Source organism: Luteimonas sp. A649 (assembly GCF_054072735.1).
Map to the genome: position 1 here is coordinate 1,260,327 of NZ_JBSVRQ010000001.1, position 22,561 is coordinate 1,282,887.

The 22,561-nt window shown below is 68.0% G+C and carries 19 protein-coding genes; 11 read left to right on the forward strand and 8 right to left on the reverse strand.

What is annotated here, in order from left to right; translation table 11 throughout:
* The first annotated feature begins 30 nt into the window (after window positions 1-30).
* The 3 genes from ACW5E8_RS05910 to infA all read left to right on the forward strand — a co-directional run bounded on the left by ACW5E8_RS05910 (window position 31) and on the right by infA (window position 2,241).
* Window positions 31-1,167: a GNAT family N-acetyltransferase gene (locus ACW5E8_RS05910; RefSeq protein WP_456964540.1), complete on the forward strand. Its 1,137-nt coding sequence runs from the start codon at window positions 31-33 to the stop codon at window positions 1,165-1,167.
* On the forward strand, window positions 1,164-1,934 hold the full coding sequence (gene aat / locus ACW5E8_RS05915) for a leucyl/phenylalanyl-tRNA--protein transferase (RefSeq protein WP_456964541.1): 771 nt from the start codon (window positions 1,164-1,166) through the stop codon (window positions 1,932-1,934). The genes ACW5E8_RS05910 and aat overlap by 4 nt, the downstream gene beginning before the upstream one ends.
* 88 nt (window positions 1,935-2,022) lie before the next feature.
* Entirely contained in the window at window positions 2,023-2,241 is a 219-nt protein-coding gene (infA, locus tag ACW5E8_RS05920) for a translation initiation factor IF-1 (protein ID WP_456964542.1), read from the forward strand.
* 139 nt (window positions 2,242-2,380) lie between these two features.
* Here the strand turns inward: infA and clpA are convergent, their stop codons facing one another.
* Both clpA and clpS read right to left on the reverse strand, forming a co-directional pair.
* The gene (gene clpA / locus ACW5E8_RS05925) at window positions 2,381-4,663 is read right to left on the reverse strand and encodes an ATP-dependent Clp protease ATP-binding subunit ClpA (protein WP_456964543.1); all 2,283 of its coding nucleotides are present in this window, start codon (window positions 4,661-4,663) and stop codon (window positions 2,381-2,383) included.
* 183 nt (window positions 4,664-4,846) lie between these two features.
* Entirely contained in the window at window positions 4,847-5,167 is a 321-nt protein-coding gene (gene clpS / locus ACW5E8_RS05930) for an ATP-dependent Clp protease adapter ClpS (protein ID WP_456964544.1), read from the reverse strand.
* 156 nt (window positions 5,168-5,323) lie between these two features.
* On the opposite strand from clpS, the gene ACW5E8_RS05935 reads away from it, so the two are divergent.
* The 5 genes from ACW5E8_RS05935 to ACW5E8_RS05955 all read left to right on the forward strand — a co-directional run bounded on the left by ACW5E8_RS05935 (window position 5,324) and on the right by ACW5E8_RS05955 (window position 10,295).
* Complete coding sequence (locus ACW5E8_RS05935; protein WP_456964545.1) at window positions 5,324-5,803, forward strand: NUDIX hydrolase; 480 nt, start codon at window positions 5,324-5,326, stop codon at window positions 5,801-5,803.
* Window positions 5,803-6,915 (forward strand): tRNA 2-thiouridine(34) synthase MnmA, encoded by a 1,113-nt coding sequence (gene mnmA, locus ACW5E8_RS05940; RefSeq protein ID WP_456964546.1) that lies wholly within the window; start codon window positions 5,803-5,805, stop codon window positions 6,913-6,915. Before ACW5E8_RS05935 ends, mnmA begins: the two co-directional genes overlap by 1 nt.
* A complete protein-coding gene (locus tag ACW5E8_RS05945) occupies window positions 6,912-7,520 on the forward strand; it encodes a lysogenization protein HflD (protein WP_456964547.1) in 609 nt (202 codons plus the stop codon). The genes mnmA and ACW5E8_RS05945 overlap by 4 nt, the downstream gene beginning before the upstream one ends.
* Window positions 7,521-7,584: 64 nt before the next feature.
* Window positions 7,585-8,814 (forward strand): amidohydrolase, encoded by a 1,230-nt coding sequence (locus ACW5E8_RS05950; RefSeq protein WP_456964548.1) that lies wholly within the window; start codon window positions 7,585-7,587, stop codon window positions 8,812-8,814.
* Window positions 8,814-10,295 carry an MFS transporter gene (locus ACW5E8_RS05955; protein WP_456964549.1) on the forward strand — a complete coding sequence of 494 codons (1,482 nt, stop codon included), beginning with the start codon at window positions 8,814-8,816 and terminating at the stop codon, window positions 10,293-10,295. The genes ACW5E8_RS05950 and ACW5E8_RS05955 overlap by 1 nt, the downstream gene beginning before the upstream one ends.
* Here the strand turns inward: ACW5E8_RS05955 and ACW5E8_RS05960 are convergent.
* The 4 genes from ACW5E8_RS05960 to ACW5E8_RS05975 form a co-directional block, all read right to left on the reverse strand.
* Window positions 10,252-10,614 carry a DUF3817 domain-containing protein gene (locus tag ACW5E8_RS05960; RefSeq protein ID WP_456964550.1) on the reverse strand — a complete coding sequence of 121 codons (363 nt, stop codon included), beginning with the start codon at window positions 10,612-10,614 and terminating at the stop codon, window positions 10,252-10,254. The genes ACW5E8_RS05955 and ACW5E8_RS05960 overlap by 44 nt on opposite strands.
* Before the next feature lie 118 nt (window positions 10,615-10,732).
* Window positions 10,733-13,327, reverse strand: coding sequence for a bifunctional aconitate hydratase 2/2-methylisocitrate dehydratase (gene acnB, locus ACW5E8_RS05965; protein WP_456964551.1), 2,595 nt, complete (start codon window positions 13,325-13,327; stop codon window positions 10,733-10,735).
* 49 nt (window positions 13,328-13,376) lie between these two features.
* Window positions 13,377-13,814 (reverse strand): type II toxin-antitoxin system VapC family toxin, encoded by a 438-nt coding sequence (locus ACW5E8_RS05970; protein ID WP_456964552.1) that lies wholly within the window; start codon window positions 13,812-13,814, stop codon window positions 13,377-13,379.
* A gap of 7 nt (window positions 13,815-13,821) precedes the next feature.
* Window positions 13,822-14,067, reverse strand: a complete 246-nt coding sequence (locus tag ACW5E8_RS05975; protein ID WP_456964553.1) for an AbrB/MazE/SpoVT family DNA-binding domain-containing protein — start codon at window positions 14,065-14,067, stop codon at window positions 13,822-13,824.
* 162 nt (window positions 14,068-14,229) lie between these two features.
* Between ACW5E8_RS05975 and acnA the strand changes: the two genes are divergently transcribed.
* On the forward strand, window positions 14,230-16,989 hold the full coding sequence (acnA, locus tag ACW5E8_RS05980; protein ID WP_456964554.1) for an aconitate hydratase AcnA: 2,760 nt from the start codon (window positions 14,230-14,232) through the stop codon (window positions 16,987-16,989).
* A gap of 41 nt (window positions 16,990-17,030) precedes the next feature.
* Here the strand turns inward: acnA and ACW5E8_RS05985 are convergent, their stop codons facing one another.
* Window positions 17,031-17,441: a nuclear transport factor 2 family protein gene (locus ACW5E8_RS05985; RefSeq protein WP_456964555.1), complete on the reverse strand. Its 411-nt coding sequence runs from the start codon at window positions 17,439-17,441 to the stop codon at window positions 17,031-17,033.
* A 191-nt stretch (window positions 17,442-17,632) separates the two neighbouring features.
* On the opposite strand from ACW5E8_RS05985, the gene ACW5E8_RS05990 reads away from it, so the two are divergent.
* Window positions 17,633-19,312: a long-chain fatty acid--CoA ligase gene (locus ACW5E8_RS05990; protein WP_456964556.1), complete on the forward strand. Its 1,680-nt coding sequence runs from the start codon at window positions 17,633-17,635 to the stop codon at window positions 19,310-19,312.
* 182 nt (window positions 19,313-19,494) lie between these two features.
* Window positions 19,495-20,415: a crotonase/enoyl-CoA hydratase family protein gene (locus ACW5E8_RS05995; protein WP_456964557.1), complete on the forward strand. Its 921-nt coding sequence runs from the start codon at window positions 19,495-19,497 to the stop codon at window positions 20,413-20,415.
* Window positions 20,416-20,427: 12 nt separating this feature from the next.
* Here the strand turns inward: ACW5E8_RS05995 and ACW5E8_RS06000 are convergent, their stop codons facing one another.
* On the reverse strand, window positions 20,428-22,557 hold the full coding sequence (locus ACW5E8_RS06000; protein ID WP_456964558.1) for an ATP-binding protein: 2,130 nt from the start codon (window positions 22,555-22,557) through the stop codon (window positions 20,428-20,430).
* Window positions 22,558-22,561 lie beyond the last annotated feature (4 nt).

Here is a 22,561-nt window from a genome sequence, read left to right on the forward strand (position 1 = left end):
CGCGGCGGGTCGGGCCGGCTGAGTCCGCGCATGCCCGTCGCGCGCATCCACGCTTCGCTGTCCGAAGTCCCCGCCGCCGCCTGGGATGCACTCCATGACGGCGGCAACCCTTTCGTCACGCACGCCTTCCTCGAAGGCCTCGAGTCCAGCGGCTGCCTGCGCGCGGGCTGGGGTTGGACGCCGCGGCACATCACGCTGTGGGTAGGCGACGAACTGGTGGCCGCGGCACCGGGCTACCTGAAGGACAACTCGCACGGCGAGTTCGTGTTCGACCACGCCTGGGCGCATGCCTATGCGCGCTACGGACGCGACTACTTCCCCAAGTGGCTGGGCGCGGTGCCCTACTCGCCGGTGACCGGGCCGCGGCTGCTGGCACGCGACGATGCCGCACGACGCGCACTGCTCGAGGCCATCGTGGCGCACGCCGGCGAACTGGGCCTGTCGTCGGCACACGTCAACTTCCATGAGGCCGGCGAGGACGCCGCATTCGGCGCCGACTGGATGCGCCGCAGCGACATCCAGTACCACTGGCGCAACGACGCCGGATGGCCGGACTTCGCCGCCTTCCTCGGCGACATGGACCATCGCCACCGCAAGAACATCCGCCAGGAGCGGGCCAAGGTCGTACGTGCGGGCGTGAGCTTCCGCGTGCTGCATGGCGACGAGGCCAGCGATACCGACCTTGCGCATATGCATGCCTTCTACCTGGAGACCTTTGCCGATTACGGCAACGCGCCGGCACTGACCTTCGAGTTCGTCCGCCACCTGGCACGCACCCTGCCCCGCGCGCTGGTGCTGGTGCTCGCCGACCTCGACGGCGAAGCCATCGCCGGCGCGCTGTGCCTGCGCGGGCGCGACACCCTGTACGGACGCTACTGGGGCGCCGTGCGCCAGGTGCCCGGCCTGCACTTCGAGACCTGCTACTACCAGGGCATCGAGTACTGCCTGCGCGAGGGGCTCACGCACTTCGAACCCGGCGCGCAGGGCGAGCACAAGATCGCGCGCGGCTTCCTGCCGACGCCGGTGCGCAGCCGCCACTGGATCGCCGACCCCGAGTTCCGCCGCGCACTGGGTGACTGGTGCCGCGAGGAAGAGACGGCGGTCGACGGCATGGCCCGTGCACTGATGCAACGCTCGCCGTTTCGCGACGCGGGACCAGCGACGTGACCCGCAGGCTGCCCGCCCTGCTGGGCGCCGACCCCGGTGCGCCGTTCCCGGATCCGGAGACCGCGCTGCGCGAACCCGACGGCCTGCTGGCGATCGGCGGCGACCTGAGCGCGCAACGCCTGCTCAATGCCTACGCCACCGGCATCTTTCCCTGGTACTCGCAGGGGCAGCCGCTGCTGTGGTGGTCGCCGGACCCGCGCACGGTCTTCGCCACCGACAGCGTGCACCTGTCCTCGCGTTTCCGCCGCCAGCTGCGTCGTTCCGACTGGAACGTGACCGCCGACTGTGCCTTCGACCAGGTGATGCTGGCCTGCGCCACCGCGCCGGGGCGCGGCGGGCACGGGACCTGGATCACCGATGCGATGCGGGCCGCCTACTCCGCCCTGCACGCCCTGGGCCATGCGCACTCGATCGAGGTGCGTGACCGCGAGGGACGCCTGGTCGGTGGGCTGTACGGCGTGGCAGTCGGCCGGATGTTCTTCGGCGAAAGCATGTTCAGCGGCGAGAGCGGCGGCTCAAAGGTCGCGCTTGCGGCGCTGGCCAGGGTCCTGCACGCGTGGGGCTGGCCGCTGCTCGACGCCCAGGTCGGGAACGCGCATTTGCAGCGGATGGGGGCCCAGGCGTGGCCGCGCCCCCGCTTCCTGGCCGAGGTGCGACGGCAGGCCGCGTTGCCGGGACGCGTCGGCCGCTGGGACATGGACTTCGCCCTGCCTGCCGCCAGCCTCGCGACGGCAACCGCGGTGGACGGGCGGTCCGCGCCCGCTTAACGGGAATTTTGCACGGCGCCCCCGTCCATGCGACAATTGCCGTCTTTCGGGCCCCGGCCCGGTCCCTTGAATTGGTCAGACAGTACGCATGGCGAAAGATGATGTCATTGAATTCGAAGGCTCGATCTCCGAGACGCTTCCCAACACGATGTTCCGTGTGAAGCTGGAGAACGGGCACGAGATCATCGCGCACATCTCCGGGCGCATGCGCAAGAACTACATCCGCATCCTCACCGGTGACCGCGTCAAGGTTGAAATGACGCCCTACGACCTGACCAAGGGCCGCATCACCTATCGCATGAAGTAAGGCGCCATTCGCGCCCGAAGAAGAAAGGCGGCCCGCAGGCCGCCTTTTCCGTTTCTGTGGAGCGGGCCTCTTTTTGTGGGAGCGGCCATGGCCGCGATCGCCGCTATAGCGGCTCCCACAAGAGAGCCCACAAGCCCGCTCAGTCGACCGTCGCGGGCAGCAGCTTCTCCGGCTCCGCCTGCACGTCGAGCACCAGCTCGCCGTCCACGGCGTCGATCGACACCCTGCCGCCAGCGACCAGCTTCCCGAACAGCAGCTCGTCGGCCAGGGGCCGCTTCACCTTGTCCTGGATCACCCGCGCCATGGGGCGCGCGCCCATCAGCGGGTCGAAGCCGTGCTGGGCCAGCCAGTCGCGCGCCGCCGGCGTCGCCGCCAGGCTCACGTGCTTCTCGTGCAGCTGCTCCTCGAGCTCGATGATGAACTTGTCGACCACCCGCAGGATGTGCTCGAAGCCCAGCGCCTGGAACTGCACGATCGCGTCCAGGCGGTTGCGGAACTCCGGCGTGAAGCCCTTGCGGATCACCTCCATCGCGTCCGTGCTGTGGTCCTGCTGCATGAAGCCGATCGTGCGCCGTGCCGCCTGCGCCGCGCCCGCGTTCGTGGTCATCACCAGCACCACGTTGCGGAAGTTGGCCTCGCGACCGTTGGTATCGGTCAGGATGCCGCGGTCCATCACCTGCAGCAGGATGTTGAAGATATCCGGGTGCGCCTTCTCGACCTCGTCGAGCAGCAGCACGCAGTGCGGCGTCTTGACGATCTTCTCGGTCAGGAGCCCGCCCTGGTCGAACCCGACATAGCCCGGGGGCGCGCCGATCAGGCGGCTGACCGAGTGCGGCTCCATGTACTCCGACATGTCGAAGCGCACCAGTTCGATACCCAGCTGCAGCGCGAGCTGGCGGGTGACCTCGGTCTTGCCGACACCGGTGGGTCCGGCGAACAGGAAGTTGCCGATCGGCTTGTCCGGACTCGCCAGGCCGGAGCGCGCAAGCTTGATCGCCGAGGTCAGGGTGGCGATCGCCGGATCCTGCCCGAAGATCACCATCTTGAGGTTGCGCTCCAGGTGCTCAAGCACATCCTTGTCCGAAGCACTGACCTGCTTGGTCGGGATGCGCGCCATCCGCGCGACGATCATCTCGACCTCTTCCACGTCGATCAGCGACTTGCGCTTGTCGTCGGGCAGCAGCCGCTGGCGCGCGCCCGCCTCGTCGATCACATCGATCGCCTTGTCGGGGAGCAGCCGGTCGCCGATGTGCTTCACCGACAGGTCCACCGCGGCCTGCAGCGCATCGTCGGCATAGGTGACGTTGTGGTGGGCCTCGTACTTCGGCTTCAGCCCCTGAAGGATCTCGTAGGTCTCGCCGACGGTGGGCTCGACGATGTCGATCTTCTGGAAGCGGCGCGCGAGCGCACGGTCCTTCTCGAAGATGCCGCGGTATTCCTGGAACGTGGTCGAGCCAATGCAGCGCAGCTCGCCGGACGCCAGCGCGGGCTTGATCAGGTTCGACGCATCCATCGTGCCGCCTGACGCCGAGCCCGCACCGATGATGGTGTGGATCTCGTCGATGAACAGGATCGCGCCTTCGTGCTGGCCGACCGCGGCCAGTACCGCCTTCAGGCGCTTCTCGAAATCACCGCGGTACTTGGTGCCCGCCACCAGCGCGCCCAGGTCAAGCGAATAGATGGTCGCGTCCGCCAGCACTTCGGGCACTTCGCCGTCGACGATGCGCTTGGCCAGGCCTTCGGCGATCGCGGTCTTGCCGACGCCGGCCTCGCCCACGTACAGCGGGTTGTTCTTGCGGCGGCGGCAGAGCACCTGGATGGTGCGCTCGATTTCGTCGGCGCGACCGACCAGCGGATCGATCTTCCCTTGGCGGGCGAGCGCGTTGAGGTCGGTGGCGAACTCGGTCAGGGCATCGCCCTTGCCGTCGCCCTCGCCGCCTTCGACCTTGCCCTCGGCCTCGTCCCCGGGGCCGGACTGCGGCTCGTCACCGGTGCGCGCGATGCCGTGGGACAGGTAATTCACCACGTCCAGCCGGGTGACGTCCTGCTGGTTGAGGAAGTAGACCGCGTGCGAGTCCTTCTCGCCGAAGATCGCCACCAGCACGTTGGCGCCGCTGACCTCCTTCTTGCCCGAGGACTGCACGTGGTAGACCGCGCGCTGCAGCACGCGCTGGAAGCCCAGCGTCGGCTGGGTGTCGCGGCCGTCGTCTTCGGCCAGGCGCGAGACGGAGCTGGCGATGGCCTGTTCGAGGTCCGAGCGCAGGCGATGGAAATCGGCGCCGCAGGCCTTCAGGACGGTCTCCGCGGACGGGTTGTCGAGCAGCGCCAGCAGCAGGTGTTCGACCGTCATGTACTCGTCGCGCGCCTCGCGGGCGCGCTTGTAGCACTGGCCGATGCTGTACTCGAGATCCTTGCTGAACATGGGGGGTGTGCCTCCTGGATTCACTGCTTACCAGATGGGGGTGCCCGAGCCACTTTTCCATCCGGCGACTGGTTCCTTGTAGGCCCTTGCCCGCGTCGTTGGCAAGCACCATCCACGGGTTCCAGTATCCCGCCGGGAGCTGTCATCGGGGAGTGAGGCGCCGCGCCACCGGCGGCGCGCGGCTCAGGCTTTTTCGATCGTCGCCAGGAGCGGATGCTGGTTCAGCCGCGCGTATTCGTTGACCTGGGCGGTCTTGGATTCGGCCACGTCGCGGCTGAACACCCCGCACACGCCGCGGCCGCGGGTGTGGACGTGGAGCATCACCTGGGTGGCGTGCTCGATGTCCATGCCGAAGAAGCGCAGCAGCACCTCGACCACGAAGTCCATGGGCGTGTAATCGTCGTTCAGCAGCAGGACGGAGTACAGCGGCGGCCGCGCCACTTCGGGGCGGCCGACTTCGACGGCGACACCATGGTCGCGCTCGTGTCCGGGGTTGTGGCTCATGGCCGTGATTATAGCGACGTGCCCGGTGGACGGCCCCCGCCGCGCAGGGGAAAATGCCGCACTCGCCCAAGGTTTCCACATGCAGCCTGCCAGCCCCGCGATGATCGACTGCGTCCACGCCCCGGTGCGTGCGGGCAGGCGTGGGCGGTGCAGGCCGTGACATATCGACAGGGGCGGTTCTGGCAACCCGACGTGACCGTGGCCACCGTGGTGGTCGACGACGGACGGCTGCTCTGCGTCGAGGAGCATTCCGGCGGGCGCCTGGTGCTGAACCAGCCTGCCGGCCACCTCGAGCCCGACGAAGACCTGATCGAAGCTGCGGTCCGCGAGACGCTCGAGGAATCCGGCTGGACCGTGGAGCCCACGGCCTTCATCGGTGCCTACCAGTGGACCTCCCCCGCCCTGCCCGACGGCAGCCCCGGCCGCCACTACCTGCGTTTCGCCTTCGCCGCGCGGCCGCTGTCGCATGATCCGGCGCGGACGCTGGACCAGGGCATCGTGCGCGCCCTGTGGCTGACACCGGCCGAACTCCAGGCCCAGGCCGACCGCCACCGCAGTCCTCTGGTCTGGCAGGTCGTGGCCGACCACCTCGGCGGCAGCCGGCAGCCGCTGTCGCTGCTGCGCTCGGTGCGCTGATGGCCACCCCCGGGGTCATCGCCGGCATGTCCGGCGGCGTGGATTCATCGGTCGCCGCGCTGCTCCTGCGCGATGCCGGCGAGGCCGTCGCCGGGCTGTTCATGGACAACTGGGCCGACGACGGCAGCGGCCACTGCCGTGCCGACGAGGACCGGCGCGATGCCGTGGCGGTCTGCGGGCGGCTCGGCATACCGATCCATTTCCGCGACTTTTCGCGCGAATACTGGGCCGGCGTGTTCGAACACTTCCTGGCCGAGTACGCCGCCGGGCGCACGCCCAATCCGGACGTGCTGTGCAACCGCGAGATCAAGTTCAAGCATTTCCTGGATGCCGCCCGCGACCTGGGCGCCGCGCGCATCGCGACCGGACACTACGCGCGCGTCGACCACGACGGACGCGACTGGCGCCTGCTGCGCGCGGCCGACCGCGGCAAGGACCAGAGCTACTTCCTGCACCAGCTCGGCCAGGAGCAGCTGGCCGCCACCCTGTTCCCGCTCGGCGGGCTGCAAAAGGACCAGGTGCGTGCGATGGCCTCGGCCGCCGGCTTGCCGACCGCGGCCAAGAAAGACTCCACCGGTATCTGTTTCGTCGGCGAGCGCGACTTCCGCGAGTTCCTCGGCCAGTACCTGCCGGCGCGCCCCGGCGAGATACGCACGCCTGGCGGACAGGTCGTGGGCGCGCATCAGGGCGTGTTCTACTACACGCTTGGCCAGCGTGAAGGCCTCAACATCGGCGGGCGCCGCGGCTTCGACGACAAGCCCTGGTACGTGGTCGGAAAGGACGTGGCCACCAACGTGCTCACGGTTGACCAGGGCCACGACAGCCCCTACCTGATGTCACGGAGCCTGCGCAGCGAATCCGCACACTGGATCGCCGGCGCACCACCATCCACCCGTTTCAGCTGCACGGTGCAGACGCGCTACCGCCAGCAAGAGGAGCCATGCGAAGTGACCGTTGATGATTCCGGGACCCTGCGGGTCGCCTTTGACCGACCGCAGCGCGCCGTGACCCCCGGCCAGTCCGTGGTCCTGTACGCCGGCGACGCCTGCCTGGGCGGTGCCGTGATCGCAGCCACCGACGCGCCTGCGGACCCGAGGGGAGTGCCGGCATGAGCGAGATCCACGACCGCATGCTCGCCCTCGCCGGCCTGGCGCAGGCGCTGCGCCAGGTGCGCCGCGTCGCGGAGACCGGGCAGGCCGAAGGCACCGTGCTCGAGACCGCGCTCGGAAGCGTGTTCCGGATCGATGCCGATTCCACTGCCGAGATCTACGGCGGCGTGCCCAACGTGCGCCCGGGCCTGATGCTGGTGCGCGATTACCTGGCCAACCGTGGCCAGGATCCCCTGCTCCCGAAGCTGGCTCTGGCCGTGACCCAGTTGGAACGCCGCTTCGTGCAGGACGACGACATCGCAGGCCGCGTGCACGAGGGCATTCTTGCGGCACGGATCGACGCCGAGCGCCTGGGCAACGCGCACCCTGACGTACTCGCGAAGCTCGGCACGCTGTACGCCGACACAGTCAGCCAGCTGCGTCCGCGCGTGCTGGTGCAGGGCAATCCGCATTACCTGGGGCAGGCTCCGATCGTCGCCGAGATCCGCGCGATGCTGCTGGCCGCCCTGCGATCGGCCGTGCTGTGGCGGCAGTTCGGCGGCAGCCCCTGGGATTTCCTGCTGCGGCGCGGAGCGATGGCGCAGGCGGTGGAGGACCTGCTGGGCTGAGTGCGGCCGGAACGGGTTGGTACTACTCTGGAGGCGCCGGCCGCACCCTCCTCCAGGAGCCTCCATGTCGACGCAGAACATCCTGTCCGGCCTCGATTCCAACCGGGATACCCGGGAGGCGCTGTACAAGCATTTTCACCGGCACCCCGAGCTGTCGCTGCAGGAATACAGGACCGCCGAAAGGATCGAGGAAGAGCTCAAGGCCTACGGCATCGAAGACGTGCTGCGGATCGGCAAGACCGGGATCGTGGCAATCCTGAGGAACGGCGAGGGCCCGGTCGTCGCGATGCGCGGCGACACCGACGGCCTTCCCATGGCGGAGCGCTCCGGACGTGATTACGCCGCCGAGGGCGTGACCCAGGTCGACGAGGCCACGGGCAAGGAAACACCGGTTGCCCACTCCTGCGGGCATGACGTGCACATCGTGTCCCTGCTGGGCGCGGCGCAGGCGCTGCATGACCACCGCGATGACTGGTCCGGCACCTTCCTGGCGGTATTCCAGCCCGGCGAGGAAAACGCCGCAGGTGCCCGTGCCATGGTCGATGCCGGGATCGTCGACAAGCTGCCGAAGCCCGATGTCTACCTGGGCCAGCACGTGCTGGGCTCGCTGCCAGGCGGCGCCGTGGGCATCCGCAGCGGCCCGCTGTTCTCGGCTGCGGCCTCGATCGAGATCACCCTCTACGGAAAAGGCTCGCACGGCTCGATGCCGAACCTCGGCGTCGATCCGATCGTGCTGGGCGCCGCGATCGTGACCCGGCTGCAGACCATCGTCGCGCGCGAGGTCGCGCCGCGGGAGACCGCCGTCATCACCGTCGGCAGCTTCCACGCCGGCACCAAGTCCAACATCATCCCCGACTCCGCCGTGCTGCAGCTCAACACCCGCGCCTTCAACAAGGACGTCGAGAAGCACCTGCACGAGGCGATCGAGCGCATCGTGCGCGCGGAGTGCGAGGCGGCCAGGTCTCCGACGGAGCCGGAGTTCCGCTATTACGACCAGTACCCGCTGACCGACAACCACGAGGCGCCCACCGTCCGGGTCCGCGCCGCGTTCGACGCGTACTTCGGCGAGGACTCCGTCGACATGTCCCCGGTGCCGGCGTCGGAGGACTTTTCGATCATTCCCGATGCCTTCGGCTGTCCGTACACCTACTGGGGGCTGGGGGGCTTCGCCGACTGGAAGAATGCACCGGGCAACCACTCGCCCTTCTTCGCGCCCGACATCCATCCCACCCTGGACCGCGGCATCGAAGCGATCGTCGTCGCCGCGTCCCCCTGGCTGCTGAAGGACCGCTGATGGCCACCGCGACCGCTTCCCAGCCACAGGCGAACAGCTTCAAGGGCAACGACTCCGCGCTGCTGGGCATCGTCCTGGCGGTGCTGACCTTCTGGCTGTTCGCCCAGACCACCATGAACATCGGCCCGTTGATGGCCGAGGACGTCGGCATGCCGATGCCGGTGATGAACATCGCCATCTCGCTGTCGGCGCTGTTCTCCGGCATGTTCATCGTGGTGCTCGGCGGCCTGGGCGACAGGTACGGCCGGGTGCGCATCGTCTTCCTCGGCAACCTCCTGAACATTGCGGGCTCCCTGCTGATCGCCTTCGCAGTCGATGCCGCCGCGACGCCGATGATCCTCCTCGGCCGCATCCTGCAAGGTCTGGCCGCGGGCGCGATCATGCCCTCGACGATGGCACTGCTGAAGGTCTACTGGGACGGAAAGGACCGCCAGCGGGCGGTGTCGATGTGGTCGATCGGTTCCTGGGGCGGCTCCGGACTGACCGCCATCTTCGGCGGCTTCATGGCCTCCACGGTGCTCGGCTGGCGCGCGATCTTCATCATCTGCGCGCTGGTCTCGGTGGCCTCGATCGTGCTGATGCGACAGATCCCCGAGTCCGCGCCGCTGGCCGGGCGTCCCGGAAAGACCGACTGGACGGGCATCGTCTCGATGGCCGTGGGCCTCGCGGCGCTCCTGATCGTGGTCACCCAGGGCTCCAGCATCGGCTGGGCCAGCCTGCTGACGTGGGCGCTGTTCGCGGTCTTCCTGGTGGCCTTCGGGATCTTCGTCAACGCCGAGCTCAAGGCGGACTACCCCCTGGTGGACTTCAAGCTCTTCAGGAACCCGGTGTTCACCGGCGCGACGATCTCGAACTTCCTGATCAACGGCACCGCCGGCGCGCTGACGGTCTCACTTTGGGTGCTGCAGGGCGCGGCCGGCATGTCCGCGGCCACGGCCGGATACCTCACGGTGGGCTACGCCATCTTCATCATCGCCTTCATCCGCGTGGGCGAGAAGTTGCTGCAGCGCTTCGGCCCGCGCAAGCCCATGCTATGGGGCTCGCTGATCGTGCTCGGCTCGATCCTGCTGCTGATGGCCACCCACACCATGCAGTGGCAGTACGCCATCCTGGCGGTCGTCGCCTACTCCCTGTTCGGCCTCGGCCTGGCGTTCTATGCCACGCCGTCTACGGATGCCGCGCTGACCAATCTCCCGGGCGACCAGGCGGGCGCGGGATCGGGTATCTACAAGATGGCGTCTTCGCTGGGCGCCGCGTTCGGCGTCGCGGCCTCGGCTGCCATCTTCACCGCGCTGTCGGAAACCGGCCTCGATGTCGTGGGCACGGTGATCGAATTCTCCGGCCGGCAGGACAACGTCGCGGTGCGCGAGGCCGGCATGGTGGGACTGGCGTTCAATGCGTTGATGGCGATCGCAGCCTTGATCTCCATCACCATCTTCATTCCGAAGCAGAAGAAGGGTGACGCAACGCCCGGGGCGTGACTGCCGAAAGCAGTCCCCGGCGACGGAACCAGTATTCGAGCGGCAGCGTCACCAGCGGCGGTATCGCGGCGAGCACCGCCATCAGCAAGGCCCACATCGGCCAGCGCAGCCTTGTGCCTGCGACGAACGCGACGACCACGTAAAGCAGGAATGCGCCGCCATGGAGGCGACCGAACAGCCAGACGCCGAGCTCGGTCGTGCCGCTGACGTACTTGAGGTACATGCCGACCAACAGCCCCGCCCAGGTGAAGGCTTCGATCAGGGCGACGACGGAGAAGAGCCTGCCGGTGGGTGACAGGGGGTGCTGTGCTGGATGCATGGGTGGGTCCGGGTTGGGTGAGTCGATCGCGGCTGTAGCCGCTCCCACAAGAACAGGGGCTTGAAAAGGAAGCACCCGGCGATGCCGGGCGCTTCCTGTGCTGCAACGGCCGTCTGGATCAGCCGGCAGAAACAGCCTCCGCGACCTCCCGATACTCCTCGATCTGGTCGAAGTTCATGTACCGGTAGATCTCGGCGCCCTTGTCGCTGATGACGCCGACGCCTGCCATGTATTCCTCGCGGGTCGGGATGCGGCCCAGGCGCGAGCAGATCGCCGCCAGCTCCGCCGAACCAAGGTAGACATTGGAGTTGCGCCCCAGGCGGTTGGGGAAGTTGCGGGTCGATGTCGACATGACCGTGGCGCCCTCGCGCACCTGCGCCTGGTTACCCATGCACAGCGAGCAGCCTGGCATCTCCATGCGCGCGCCGGCCGCGCCAAAGGTGCCGTAGTGGCCTTCCTTGGTCAGCTCGGCGGCGTCCATCTTGGTCGGCGGCGCGACCCACAGGCGCGTGGGGATGTCGCGCTTGCCTTCCAGCAGCTTCGCCGCCGCGCGGAAATGGCCGATGTTGGTCATGCACGAGCCGATGAACACTTCATCGATGGTATTGCCGGCGACGTCGGACAGGGTCTTGGCATCGTCCGGGTCGTTCGGGCAGCACACGATCGGCTCGACGATCTCGGCCAGGTCGATCTCGATCACCGCGGCGTACTCGGCGTCGGCGTCGGGCTCGAGCAGCTGCGGGTCCGCGAGCCACTGTTCCATCTTGGCGATGCGGCGCTGCAGGGTGCGGGCGTCGGCGTAGCCTTCGGCAATCATCCACTTCAGCAGCGTGATGTTGCTGGTGAGGTATTCGATGATCGGAGCCTGGTCCAGGCGCACGGTGCAGCCGGCGGCGGAGCGCTCTGCGGACGCGTCTGCCAACTCGAAGGCCTGTTCGATCTTCAGCTCCGGCAGGCCCTCGATCTCGAGGATGCGGCCGGAGAAGATGTTCTTCTTGCCCTGCTTGGCGACCGTCAACAGGCCGGCCTTGATCGCGTACAGCGGGATCGCGTGCACGAGGTCGCGCAGCGTGACGCCGGGCCGCATCTGGCCCTTGAAGCGCACCAGCACAGATTCCGGCATGTCCAGCGGCATGACGCCGGTGGCGGCGGCGAACGCCACCAGGCCGGAGCCTGCGGGGAACGAGATGCCGATCGGGAAGCGCGTGTGCGAGTCGCCGCCGGTGCCGACGGTGTCGGGCAGCAGCATGCGGTTGAGCCAGCTGTGGATGATGCCGTCGCCCGGGCGCAGCGACACGCCGCCGCGGGTGGAGATGAACTCCGGCAGGGTGTGGTGCGTCTTCACGTCCACCGGCTTCGGGTAGGCCGCGGTGTGGCAGAACGACTGCATCACCAGGTCCGAGGAGAAGCCCAGGCAGGCCAGGTCCTTCAGCTCGTCGCGGGTCATCGGACCGGTGGTGTCCTGCGAGCCCACGGTGGTCATCTTCGGCTCGCAGTAGGTGCCCGGGCGCACGCCCTGCCCCTCGGCCAGGCCGCAGGCGCGGCCAACCATCTTCTGCGCAAGCGTGAAGCCGCGACCGGTGTCGGCGGGCGTCGCCGGCTGGCGGAACAGCGTGACGGCCGGCAGGCCCAGCGCCTCGCGCGCCTTCGCGGTCAAGCCACGGCCGATGATCAGCGGGATGCGGCCACCGGCGCGCACTTCGTCGAACAGCACGTCGGACTTCACCTGGAACTCGGCGATCACGTCGCCGTTCTTCAGCGCCGTGCCGTCATACGGACGCAGCTCGACGACATCGCCGTGCTCCATCTTCGACACGTCGAGTTCGATCGGCAGCGCGCCGGCGTCTTCCATCGTGTTGTAGAAGATCGGGGCGATCTTCGAGCCGAGGCAGACACCGCCGAAGCGCTTGTTCGGAATGAAGGGGATGTCCTCGCCCGTCCACCACAGCACGCTGTTGGTGGCCGACTTGCGGCTGGAGCCGGTGCCGACCACGTCGCCGACGTAGGCGACCAGGTGGCCCTTGTCCTTCAGGTCGAGGATGGCCTGGATCGGGCCGCGCTTGCCGTCCTCTTCAGGAACGAAAGGCGCGTCGGGACGCTTGTTCTTCAGCATCGCCAGCGCATGCATCGGGATGTCGGGACGCGTGGTGGCGTCGGGGGCCGGCGACAGGTCGTCGGTATTGGTCTCGCCGGGCACCTTGAACACGGTGATGGTCAGCGACTCCGGGACCTCCGGCTTGCTGGTGAACCACTCGGCATCGGCCCAGCTCTGCATCACGGCCTTCGCATTCGCGTTGCCGGCCTTCGCCTTCTCTTCCACGTCGTGGAAGGCATCGAACACCAGCAGCGTGTGCTTGAGGCCGTCGGCAGCCGCGGCGCCCAGCGTGGCGTCATCCAGCAGCTCCACCAGCGGCGCGACGTTGTATCCGCCCAACATGGTGCCCAGCAGCTGCGTGGCGCGCTCGCGCGTGATCAGCGCGTTCATCTCGGTGCCGAAGGCGATGGCGGCCAGCCAGCTGGCCTTGACCTTGGCCGCATCGTCCACGCCGGCGGGCACGCGGTGGGTGATGAGGTCGAGCAGGAACGCGTCCTCGCCCGCCGGCGGGTCCTTCAGCAGCTCGATGACGTCGGCGGTCTGCTGCGGCGTGAGCGGCAGCGCGGGGATGCCGAGCGCAGCGCGTTCGGCCACGTGGTGGCGATAGGCTTCCAACATGGTGGGGGTACTCCAGGAATGTCGCGGTGGATATGAAGCGTGGGGTCGATCAGGGGACCTTGGGAACGATGATCTTCAGGCCCTTGAAGTAGTCGCGGAAAAAACCGGCGTCGCGCGTGATCAGTGCCGTGCACTGCAGCAAGGCATGGGCGCCGACGACGAAGTCCGGCACGGTGCGCGGTGATGCCTGCCCGCCCTGTGCGCCCTGCCCGGCGGCACGGCGGCGCTGGTTGAAGCGGCGCTGCATCTCCCCCGCGCGGATGGCCGAGCGGCGTTCGACGGGCACGTAGCGCATGCCCATCTCCTCCACCACGTCCATGATGTCGGTGCCGTGGCCGAGGCCGGCGGTGATCTCGCTGACCACCACGTCGCACAGCACCACCGGACCCTGCGCGAGCGCGTCGCGCACGCACTGCTCGGCGGCGTCGGCCATGCCGCTGTCGTCGCCCAGGAGGTCGATCAGGACGGAGGTGTCGATCGCGATCATCGGCGGGTCAGGGGTCGACCGGGTCGCTCGGCGCTCGCCCGCGCAGCTCGCGCATGACGTCGTCGGTGCTCACGCCTTCGGGCAGCTTGAAGCGGCCGCGGGCGCGGGAGATCGCATCGTCCACGTTCTTGCGCAGGATGATGCGGCCGCCCTCCAGTTCGACCTTCAGCAGCGTGCCCTTGGTCAGCCCGAGGGCATCGCGCACCGCCTTGGGCAGGGTGATCTGGCCGCGTTCGGCAACGGTGGCTTCCATGGGACCTCCTGCGCGGTCGGGTCTGGGTGGAACGGTATGCTGGAATTATACATACTTGCCGATGCATACCCAAGGCCGCATACCGGAACACAGCGGTAACTCATTCATTCGTACACTGGCGGCCTGCCTGACCGCCACGCCATTCGCACAAGGAGCCCAGCCATGGCCGATTCCTTCTCTACCCGCGCCCGCCTCGACGTCAACGGACGGTCCTATACCTATGCCAGCCTGGCGAAGCTGGGGGAGCGGTTCGACCTCGCGCGCCTGCCCTACGCCATGAAGATCCTGCTGGAGAACCTGCTCCGGCACGAAGACGGCGGGGTCACGGTCGGCAAGGAGCACATCGAAGCCGTGGCGCGCTGGGACGCAGCCGCGGAGCCCGACACCGAGATCGCCTTCATGCCCGCGCGCGTGGTGCTGCAGGACTTCACCGGCGTGCCCTGCGTGGTCGACCTGGCCGCGATGCGCGACGCCGTCGCGCGCCTGGGCGGCAGCCCGGAGCAGATCAACCCGCTGATTCCGTCGGAGCTGGTGATCGACCACTCGGTGCAGGTCGACGTCTTCGGCCGTGCCGACGCGCTGGACCTCAACGGCAAGATCGAGTTCCAGCGCAACAAGGAGCGCTACGGCTTCCTGCGCTGGGGCCAGAACGCGTTCAAGGACTTCAAGGTGGTGCCGCCCAACACCGGCATCGTCCACCAGGTCAACCTTGAGCACCTCGCCCGCGTGGTGATGGAGCGAGAAGTTGAAGGCGAGACCTGGGCCTTCCCGGACACCGTCTTCGGCACTGACAGCCACACCACCATGATCAACGGCATCGGCGTGCTCGGCTGGGGCGTGGGCGGCATCGAGGCCGAAGCGGCGATGCTCGGCCAGCCCTCGTCGATGCTGATCCCGCAGGTGGTCGGCTTCAAGCTGACCGGCAAGATGCCCGAGGGCGCAACCGCCACCGACCTGGTGCTCACGGTCACCGAGATGCTGCGCAAGCACGGCGTGGTGGGCAAGTTCGTCGAGTTCTTCGGCGAGGGCCTGCAGCATCTGCCGCTGGCCGACCGCGCGACGATTGGCAACATGTCGCCGGAATACGGCGCCACCTGCGGCATCTTCCCGATCGATTCCGAGGCTACGCGCTACATGCGCCTGTCCGGGCGCAGCGAAGAGCAGATCGCGCTGGTGGAAGCCTATGCGCGCGCGCAGGGCCTGTGGCATGAAGCCGGCCAGGCGGAAGCGACGTATTCGTCGGTCGTCGAGCTCGACATGGGCACGGTCAAGCCCTCGCTGGCCGGCCCGCGACGCCCGCAGGACCGCGTGCTGCTCGAGGACGTGAAGCAGAACTTCCACGACAACCTCGGCCCGCTGGTCGCGCGCCGCAACGGCACCACCGATCGCCAGATCAACCGCTTCGACAAGGACGGCGGCGACCAGCCACAGGCCGAACGCCTGGCTGCGAAGCCGGTATCGAAGATCACCATCGACGATGGCGAACACCATCTCGCCGACGGCTCGGTCGTCATCGCTGCGATCACGTCCTGCACCAACACCTCCAACCCGGCGGTGATGCTGGGCGCCGGCCTGCTCGCGCGCAACGCGGTGGCCAAGGGGCTGAAGCCGGCGCCGTGGGTCAAGACCTCGCTGGGCCCGGGCTCGCTGGTCGTGACCGACTACCTGAAGAAGGCCGGGCTGATGGACGAACTGGAGAAGCTCGGCTTCTTCGTCGTCGGCTATGGCTGCACCACCTGCATCGGCAACTCCGGACCGCTGCCCGAAGCGGTGTCGAAGGGCATCGCCGACAACGATCTCGCGGTCGCCGCGGTGCTGTCCGGCAACCGCAACTTCGAGGGCCGCATCCACGCCGAGGTGAAGATGAACTACCTCGCGTCGCCGCCGCTGGTGGTGGCGTATGCGATCGCCGGCACGGTCGATATCGACCTGACCAACGACCCGCTGGGCCAGGACCTCGACGGCAACGATGTCTACCTGCGCGACATCTGGCCGAGCAACAGGGAGATCGGCGACACCATCGCCGCCGCCGTGGGTCCGGAAATGTTCGCCAGGAACTACGCCGACGTGTTCAAGGGCGACGCGCGCTGGAACTCGATGGCGTCGCCTGAAAGCGAGCTCTATCCCTGGGACGAAGACTCGACCTACATCAAGAACCCGCCCTACTTCGACGGCATGACCATGGAGGTCGGCAACATCGAAGACATCCACGGCGCGCGCGTGCTGGGGCTGTTCGGCGACTCGATCACCACCGACCACATCTCGCCGGCCGGCTCGATCAAGCAGGACTCGCCCGCGGGACTGTTCCTGCAGTCGCGCGGCGTGCAGCCGGCGGATTTCAACAGCTACGGTTCGCGCCGCGGCAACGACGACGTGATGGTGCGCGGCACCTTCGCCAACATCCGCATCAAGAACAAATTCTTCGGGGGCGAGGAAGGCGGCAATACGCTGTATTTCGGCAGCAATCCTCCGGAAAAGATGTCGATCTACGACGCCGCGATGAAGTACAAGGCCGACGGCACGCCGCTGGTCGTTATCGTCGGCAAGGAGTACGGCACCGGCTCCTCGCGCGACTGGGCGGCCAAGGGCACCAACCTGCTGGGCGTGAAGGCGGTGATCGCGGAGAGCTTCGAACGCATCCACCGTTCCAACCTGGTGGGCATGGGCGTGCTGCCGCTGCAGTTCATCGAAGGCGAAAGCTCGGATTCGCTGGGCCTGGACGGCACCGAGACCTTCGCGATCACCGGCCTCGAGAACGGTGCTGCGCGGCGCGCGACGGTGACCGCGACCGCGACCGACGGCCGCAGCAAGGCCTTCGAGGCCGAGGTCATGCTGCTGACGCCCAAGGAAGTGGAGTACTTCCGCAACGGCGGTCTGCTGCACTACGTTCTGCGTCAGCTCGCCAGCGGGCACGGGGCCTGATCCGCGATGCGGCGGGTCACGGGGCCCGCCGCCCGTTCAGCTCAACGCAGCGCCGGCGTCCAGTCGGCGCTGGTCATCAGCCAGTCCCCGTCCACCAGGCGCCAACCGGTATCGACCTGCCAGGCACGGGCGTTTTCGGGGAGCAAGCGCCCGCTCCCGCCCGACAGCACGGCGCTGAAGCGCACGCGGGCATGGGCGTCCTGCAGTTCGAGGTCGAGCGGACCGGGCAATACGCCAACATCGCCATGGCGCATGAAGTGGATTGCGGCCAGGCGCCGCGCACCCTCGCGGTCGAGGCCACCGGGACCGATGAAATCCTCGGCCAGGAAGTCGGCGACATCGCCTGCGTCGCGCGATTCGATCGCCACCTGCAGGCCGTCGAAAGCGTTGCGCAGGGCCTGCTCGGGCGGCGTGCGTGCGCAGCCCGCCGCGATCGCGCACAGCAACACCAATACGCCCGCCAGTCGGAACCACCGCGCTGGGTTTACTTGCCCAACTCCCCGCATGCCGCTTCCCCGCTGCGTATCCGTCCCTGCGCCAGCATAGCTGCACTGCGCCTTGCCGCATGGCGGAGGCCTGTGATCCAATCCAGACGATACGCCACGGCATGGATCGTGGCGGCACACAGCCCGAGGGGGAATGAATGAGCAGTACCGAACGGCCATGGCTGGCGAACTATCCCGACGGAATTCCGGCTGAAATCGACGCGGACGAGTATCCGTCGATCCCCGCCCTCCTGCAGGAAGCCATCGACAAGTACCGCGACCAGCCTGCGTTCTCCAACATGGGTGTTTCGATCACCTATGGCGAACTCGACGAGCTCAGCAACCGCTTCGCGTCCTACCTCCTCGGCGTCCTGCAGCTGAAGAAAGGCGATCGCATCGCGATCATGATGCCCAACTGCCTGCAGTACCCGATCGCCACCTTCGGCGCGCTGCGCGCCGGGCTTGCGGTGGTCAACACCAATCCGATGTACACCGCCCGCGAGCTGCGCCACCAGTTGGTCGACTCCGGCGCGCGCGTCATCCTGGTGATGGACAACTTCGGCGACGTGGTGCAGAAGGTCCTGGCCGACAGCAAGATCGAAAAGGTCATCACCACCGGCCTGGGCGACATGCTCGGCTTCCCCAAGGGCGCCATCGTCAACTTCGTCGTCCGCAACGTGAAGAAGATGGTGCCGGACTATTCCATCCCGGGCGCGACCCGCTTCCGCGACGCCCTCAAGGCCGGCGCGGCGCACCCGGTGCCGCCCGTCGACATCGACCGCGAGGACATTGCCTTCCTGCAGTACACCGGCGGCACGACCGGCGTCGCCAAGGGCGCGATGCTCACCCACCGCAACCTGGTGGCCAACATGCAGCAGGCCTCGGCCTGGGTCAGCAAGCAGGCGACCCCGGGCCAGGAGGTCATCGTCACCGCGCTGCCGCTGTACCACATCTTCGCGCTGACGGCGAACGGCCTGGTGTTCACCAAGTTCGGCGCCAAGAACATCCTGATCACCAACCCGCGCGACATGAAGGGCTTCGTGAAGGAGCTCAAGCGCGAGCCCTTCACCGCGATCACCGGCGTCAACACGCTGTTCAACGGCCTGCTGAACACGCCAGGCTTCGACGAAGTGGATTTCTCGCGCCTGAAGCTGACGCTGGGCGGCGGCATGGCCGTGCAGCGCTCGGTGGCCGAGCGCTGGAAGAAGGTCACCGGTGTCACCTTGGTCGAGGCCTACGGCCTGACCGAGACCTCGCCCGCGGCCTGCATCAACCCGATGGACCTGGCCGACTACAACGGCGCCATCGGGCTGCCGGTGCCCTCCACCGACGCCTGCGTGAAGGACGAAGACGGCCGCATGCTTCCCGTCGGCGAGGTCGGCGAACTGTGCATCAAGGGTCCGCAGGTGATGCGCGGGTACTGGAACCGACCCGAGGACACCGCGGCTGCGATCGATGCCGATGGCTGGCTGCACACCGGCGACATGGCGCGCATGGATGAAGGCGGCTTCTTCTACATCGTCGACCGCAAGAAGGACATGATCCTGGTCTCGGGCTTCAACGTGTATCCGAACGAGATCGAGGACGTGATCGCGATGATGCCGGGCGTGCTCGAGGTTGCCGCGGTGGGCGTGCCCGACGAAAAATCCGGCGAGGCGGTAAAGCTGGTGATCGTGAAGAAGGATCCGTCGCTGACCGCCGACCAGGTCAAGGCCCACGCCCGCACCGAGCTCACCGGCTACAAGCAGCCCCGCTATATCGAGTTCCGTGACGAGCTGCCCAAGACGAATGTGGGCAAGATCCTGCGCCGGGAACTTCGGGATGAGCCGTCCGCCTGACATGTGACCGGGTTCACACTTTTGCCCGCGAGGGGGAGTCCGACTCCCCTTCCTTGGCGCCTCCTGCTTGCCCCGGCGCGGTAAACGGCGCATAGATGCCCGGTATCGGGCATTCATCATTTTTCCAAGGACTCCGCCGGCGGGCCCGGCCGGAGGCGTCCTGCTCGTCAGGGGACCTCCACATGAACGTTGAATTGCTGCACGGCACCACCGCCACCGACCTGGCCACGATCCGCATCTCCCACGATCCGTCAAACGCCTCGCACTGGTGCCATATGCATGCCAGTGAGGCCTTCCGCGACGCCTCCTACCGCCCCTGTTTCTCGCCCCGGCTGCTCCGTGAGCTGCGCCTGTTCGCCCGCGAGGCGATCGAGGGCTGCGAAGCCACGGTTGCCGACGCGACCGGCCCTGCCCCGCCCCTGTCGCACATCGTGATCGGCTCCGACGCGCACGTCTTCAACCTCGGCGGTGACCTGGATCTGTTCGCCCGGCTGATCCGTGAGCGGGATCGCGACGGCCTGCTGCGCTACGCCACCGAATGCGTGGACAGCATCCACCTGCTGCATACCCGCCTGCACCCGACCGCGCACACCATCGCGCTCGTGGAAGGCGACGCGCTGGGCGGCGGCTTCGAACTCGCGCTCGCCTGCCAGACCATCGTCGCCGAACGCGGCGTGCAGATGGGCTTCCCCGAAGTGCTGTTCGGCCTGTTCCCGGGCATGGGCGCCTATTCACTGCTGTCGCCGCGGGTCGGTCCCAAGCGCGCCGAGGCAATGATGCTCGACGGCCTGATGTACAGCAGCGAGCAGCTGCATGAGATGGGCATCGTCGACGTGCTCGTCGAGCGCGGCGAAGGCGTCCGCGCGGTCAACGAGGTGATCCGGCAGAACCGGCGCATTGCCGCCGCCCGGCTCGCCCTGCACCGCGTGCGTGACACGGTCAATCCGGTATCGCACGACGAACTGATGGAAGTCACCCGGATCTGGGTGGACACCGCGCTGCAGCTTGGCGACCGCCAGCTGCGCATGATGGAGCGACTGGTCCGCGCGCAGCTGCAACGCCCCGAGGCGGCAGGAGCGACGGTCGCCCGCGGCGGCCGCTGACCCCGGAATTCCTCAGGCGCTTTCGGGACCGGTCGCGGCCTCACGGACGAGGTCGCCGCGCGCGCGCAGTGCGGTCAGCGCCTGCTCCAGCTGCTGGCGGAGCAGGCGCACCACGCCGGGCCATTCGCGGCCCAGTTCATCACTGTGCATGCGCATCCCCTGGGTTGCGCTTTCCGAAAGCCGCACCGCGCCCATGTTGCCGGCCGCGCCCTTGAGCGCGTGGCAGGCATCGCGGAAAGCGTCCCACTGCCCCCCCGTTCCGGCGGCCTCGAGTTCGGCCAGGCACTTGCGCGCATCGCGCGCGCACTCGCCGAGGAAGCGGTGCACGAACTCCTCGCCCAGCCCCATCTCCCGGAGTTCCTCCAGGATGTGCTGCGAGATCACGCTGCCGTCGCCTTTGTCCGTGCTCGCAGGTTGCAGTTCGGCCATCCCGGCCTGCGGAGCCTCGCCCTCGGCAACCGCCGCAAGACGTTCGAGCAGGCGATCGACGACCACCGGCTTGGTCATGAAGGCGAATGCGCCTGCGCGTTCGCACTCGGCACGGGCCTCTGGCGTGGCATCGGCGGTGAGGACGATGAAGGGCGTGCGCCTGCGGCCGGCTTCCATGAAGTGGGCCTGCTTGAGCACTTCCACGCCGCTGCCGCCGGGCATGTGCAGGTCGATGATCACCGCGTCGAAGGATTGGGCCTCGAGCGCGGCCAGCACGTCCTCGCCGTCGTCGACCACCTGCGCGCGGTGACCCGCCTTTTCCAGCAGGCGCCGCATGACCATGAGGTTGGCGCTCTGGTCATCGGCGACCAGGATGCGCATCGGCCGCACGCGCGCGCGATGGCGGACGAAGGGATCGCTGAAGGCGATGACGTTGCCGTTGTCGACCGCCGGCTCGGCCAGCGCGAAGGGCAGCTCCACCCAGAAGTGCGAGCCGGCGCCGGGCTGGCTCTCCAGCCCGATGCTGCCGCCGAGCTGCTCGACCAACGCCTTGGCGATCGTCGTGCCGAGCCCGGTTCCGCCGAAGCGGCGCTCGCGGCCGCTGTCGGCCTGTTCGAAGGCCTCGAAGATCCGCTGCTGGGCGGACTCGGCGATGCCGATGCCGGTATCGCGCACCGAGAAGCGAAGCCAGGCGAAGCCGTCGTCGCGCGGCATCCGCTCGACCACCAGCGAGACGCGACCGGCGTCGGTGAACTTGATCGCGTTCGACATCAGGTTCACCAGCACGTGGCGCAGGTGGTTGCCGTCGCCGTGCAGGTACGCGGGCACGTTGTCGCCAAGGCGCGTTTCGAACGCCAGCCCCTTCGCCTGGGCACTGGGCTGCAGCATCAGCTGGATACCGCGCGTCAGCTCGGGAAGCGAGAAGTCGGCGTCGGTGCGCCTGAACTTGCCGGCCTCCAGGCTGGAGAGGTCCAGCACTTCGTCCACCACCATCTGCAAGGCGCGGGCCGAGGTGCGGATGACTTCCGCGCTGTCGCGCTGCTCGGCGGAAAGCTGCGTCGCCGACAGCAGTTCGGACATGCCGAGGATGCCGTTGAGCGGCGTGCGCAGCTCATGGCTGATATTGGCCAGGAACCGGCTCTTGGCCCGGTTGGCCGCCTGCGCCGCCTCCGTGGCCTGCACCAGCTTGCGCAGCAGCGAGCTGAGGTACAGCGGCACCGCGGCCAGTCCAAGCAGCAGGCCGTAACCCAGCGGCAGGTTCTCCTGCCAGTACGGCGTGGTGGCCAGCGCCGCGCCGAAGGACACCGCGGCAAAGCCGATCGCGAGGTACAGCCAGCGCGGGCCGTAGCGCAGGCCGTTGCCGACGGTAACCCACAGGATCACCACGTACATCCAGGCCAGCAGGTCGCCCAGCAGGTAGAGCCCGATGCCCATCAGGCTGTAGTCGGCGATCATGCCCAGCACGCGGCGCGGGTACGACACGCCTGGGCGCGCCAGCAGCCAGCCCAGGATCAGGAAGCAGACGCCGAATTCGACTGCCAGCAGTTGCAGCGAAAGCCGCAGCTCCTGCGCGACGTCCGGGCGTCCGCTGACCACCACCTGCAGGTAGAGCACCACCAGCACCAGCATCGCCAGGCGCACCAGCGCCTGTCCGTGCTCGGTGTCGGGGCGGTTCGCCAGGCGTTGCCTGGCCCAGTGCAGGGCGGCGAACACTGCG

Excerpts from the sequence above, each read along its gene's own strand:
- ACW5E8_RS05910 (WP_456964540.1), top strand. The coding sequence starts at position 31 with ATGCCCGTCGCGCGCATCCACGCTTCGCTGTCCGAAGTCCCCGCCGCC.
- infA (WP_456964542.1), top strand. The coding sequence starts at position 2,023 with ATGGCGAAAGATGATGTCATTGAATTCGAAGGCTCGATCTCCGAGACG.
- clpA (WP_456964543.1), bottom strand. The coding sequence starts at position 4,663 with ATGTTCAGCAAGGATCTCGAGTACAGCATCGGCCAGTGCTACAAGCGC.
- clpS (WP_456964544.1), bottom strand. The coding sequence starts at position 5,167 with ATGAGCCACAACCCCGGACACGAGCGCGACCATGGTGTCGCCGTCGAA.
- mnmA (WP_456964546.1), top strand. The coding sequence starts at position 5,803 with ATGGCCACCCCCGGGGTCATCGCCGGCATGTCCGGCGGCGTGGATTCA.
- ACW5E8_RS05945 (WP_456964547.1), top strand. The coding sequence starts at position 6,912 with ATGAGCGAGATCCACGACCGCATGCTCGCCCTCGCCGGCCTGGCGCAG.
- ACW5E8_RS05950 (WP_456964548.1), top strand. The coding sequence starts at position 7,585 with ATGTCGACGCAGAACATCCTGTCCGGCCTCGATTCCAACCGGGATACC.
- ACW5E8_RS05955 (WP_456964549.1), top strand. The coding sequence starts at position 8,814 with ATGGCCACCGCGACCGCTTCCCAGCCACAGGCGAACAGCTTCAAGGGC.
- ACW5E8_RS05960 (WP_456964550.1), bottom strand. The coding sequence starts at position 10,614 with ATGCATCCAGCACAGCACCCCCTGTCACCCACCGGCAGGCTCTTCTCC.
- acnB (WP_456964551.1), bottom strand. The coding sequence starts at position 13,327 with ATGTTGGAAGCCTATCGCCACCACGTGGCCGAACGCGCTGCGCTCGGC.
- ACW5E8_RS05970 (WP_456964552.1), bottom strand. The coding sequence starts at position 13,814 with ATGATCGCGATCGACACCTCCGTCCTGATCGACCTCCTGGGCGACGAC.
- ACW5E8_RS05975 (WP_456964553.1), bottom strand. The coding sequence starts at position 14,067 with ATGGAAGCCACCGTTGCCGAACGCGGCCAGATCACCCTGCCCAAGGCG.
- acnA (WP_456964554.1), top strand. The coding sequence starts at position 14,230 with ATGGCCGATTCCTTCTCTACCCGCGCCCGCCTCGACGTCAACGGACGG.
- ACW5E8_RS05990 (WP_456964556.1), top strand. The coding sequence starts at position 17,633 with ATGAGCAGTACCGAACGGCCATGGCTGGCGAACTATCCCGACGGAATT.
- ACW5E8_RS05995 (WP_456964557.1), top strand. The coding sequence starts at position 19,495 with ATGAACGTTGAATTGCTGCACGGCACCACCGCCACCGACCTGGCCACG.